4 protein-coding genes are annotated in these 2,172 nt (G+C 68.9%); 3 read left to right on the forward strand and 1 reads right to left on the reverse strand.

Annotated elements, in window-relative coordinates; all coding sequences use genetic code 11:
• A partial coding sequence (locus tag ROTAS13_RS27885) for a hypothetical protein (RefSeq protein WP_216348733.1) occupies positions 1–316 on the reverse strand: 316 nt, incomplete at its 3' end.
• 155 nt (positions 317–471) lie between these two features.
• Between ROTAS13_RS27885 and ROTAS13_RS23370 the strand changes: the two genes are divergently transcribed.
• The 3 genes from ROTAS13_RS23370 to ROTAS13_RS23380 all read left to right on the forward strand — a co-directional run.
• A complete protein-coding gene (locus tag ROTAS13_RS23370; RefSeq protein ID WP_139323531.1) occupies positions 472–1,482 on the forward strand; it encodes a TauD/TfdA family dioxygenase in 1,011 nt (336 codons plus the stop codon).
• A 46-nt stretch (positions 1,483–1,528) separates the two neighbouring features.
• Entirely contained in the window at positions 1,529–1,726 is a 198-nt protein-coding gene (locus ROTAS13_RS27525) for a transposase (protein WP_075823569.1), read from the forward strand.
• A gap of 101 nt (positions 1,727–1,827) precedes the next feature.
• Positions 1,828–2,172: UPF0149 family protein (locus ROTAS13_RS23380; RefSeq protein ID WP_075823570.1), on the forward strand; the 345-nt coding region annotated here is incomplete at its 3' end.

The following is a 2,172-nucleotide window of genomic DNA, read 5'->3' on the forward strand; positions in this document are numbered from 1 at the left end:
CCCGCAGGCGCTCGGCTTGGTCCTGGGCCAAGTTGCGCGACCAACGCTCCAGGTCGGACGGGCCCGCAGCGTCCAGCATCTCCTCCAAGCGGCGGCGGAACATACGGAGCGCCTCGTCCGCCGCGTCGCCGAACCCCTTGGCGGCGCCCCGGCCGATGCCGGAGCACCAGACGATGTGGGTTCTGGAAGACTCGTGGAAATCGTGCTGAAGGAGCTGGCGCGCTGCCTTCTCGAGCTTCCTACGCGCGGCATGCGCTGCCCCCGCCTCCGCAGCGCCCGCTTCCTCTGGAGCCTGATCCACGTTGCCACCAACCATGATCCGCAGTCTCCATCTGGCCACACTCTAGCCGGGGTGTTCCATGTGGCCGGTGGCGAATCTCACCGCCCTTCGGTAAATTTCACCGACTTCCGGTGAGATTGCAATACGTCCGTTGCTGTCGCAGAAAGGATGGGCATTCTCCGAGTCGAACCGTGCCTGGCGTCGAACCTCCGCAAGAACTCGTCTTTGCCCCTGAACGCCTCGCGGCCGCCTTGGCCTCGATGCCTGACGAGGATCCCTGCATCGGCCCTGTGGAACTACGTGACCGGGCGAAGGACATGGCGGCTGCGGCGCTCACGACTGAGGACCGGCCCCTGCTCGGCCAGTTTGCCGACGGCCTGGAGCCCTGGCTCATCGTCCGCACGGGGATCGACCTCTCCGGGCTGCCCTCGACCCCTCTGGACTTCCCGCCGGTCGCGGACCGCTCCTGGTGGCCGCTCGGCTGGCTCACGGTTGGGATGATGGCGCTCGCGGGCGCGAGGCTCGTCTCCTACGCCTGCGAGAACAAAGGGGCCGCCTTCGTGAACCTAGTCGCGCGGCCGGAGAAGGATGTCGGCGTTCAGTTGGCCGAGCGGTCGACGAAGCCGATGCGTGGTCACACGGACGGCGCGTCCTTCCCGTTTCCAAGCGAGTTCGCCATGGGCGGCGAGGTCCATTCGCCCGCCCCGGACCTCCTCGTTCTCGTCGGCCTGCGCAATCCCGGGGATACGCCGACCAGGCTCGCCCCCGTGTCGCTGGCGCTGGATGCCCTGACGGACGAGGAACTCCATGCCATGGAGGGCCCCTGGTTCGACATCGCCCCCCAGGGGACCTTCGACACCGGGCACATCCGCGTCGGCGCCCCCGTACTGAGCCGCCGGGAGCCCCGCCACGGCTTGTCCATGCGCTTCAGCCATGGGAAGGTCACCCCGTCCCATGACGCTCCACCCGCGGCCGAGGCCGCCCTGCGCCGCTTTAAGGAGGCGCTGGCGGAACTATACGTCGATGTGTCCATCGGCCCCGGCGACATCTGTCTGATCCACAATAGGCAGGTCATCCATGGACGCGGCTCTCCTGGTTCGGGCATCGGAGGCACCACACGCTGGCTGCTTAGGACCTATGGATGGATGGACGCCACCGTCGGGTGCCCGCAGCCCGGTGGTCCCTCCCACTGCCACCTCTGAATGGCATGGCACCGTTGGCCGATGTGAACCGGGCCAAGCTGGTTCCATGCCCACTCTCGAAGGCAGAACGGACATCCTGAGGACACCCCTCTACACCAATACCGTCGAGCGGCAGATCAGGCCCGTGGCCATTACGCGCAAGGCGGCACTTTTCGCGGGCAGCGAGGGCGGCGGGGCGAACTGGGCCATCGCGGCGACGCTGGTCCGCACCGCGCTGATGCATGGCCGGGATCCGGAGGCGTGACTTACCTCCGTCCTCGAGCGGATGGTGCGCGGCGAAGTCCGGGCCACGGAGATCGACACGCTCCTGCCCTGGCACCCCGGGCCGGACGCAAGGGACGCCGCGTGAGCCGTCGGGCGCGCATCCCGGCTCTGGCCCTCGACGATCTCGAGGCTTGGCTCGCCGCACAGCCCGACATCGCCCGCCGGAACTGGACCGTCTCCTCCATCGACGGCTTCGCGACGGCCCTCGCGGTCGGCCCCGAGCGGGTGCCCACCGACGACTGGCTCCGCGTGATCTTCGGGTCAAGCCTCCCGACGACCCCGATGGGCCTCGGTGCAGTCTCGGCTGTCCTCGACCACGCCAACGCCGTCCGGCAGGGGCTACGGCTCGACGGCGGCCGGCACTGGCGCCCAATCCTCCTCCGCGCGGAGGACGGCACCGTCATCGCCCAGCCCTGGGCAGCAGGC

The sequence above is a fragment of the Roseomonas sp. TAS13 genome, from assembly GCF_001950415.1.
Classification (GTDB): domain Bacteria; phylum Pseudomonadota; class Alphaproteobacteria; order Acetobacterales; family Acetobacteraceae; genus Roseomonas; species Roseomonas mucosa.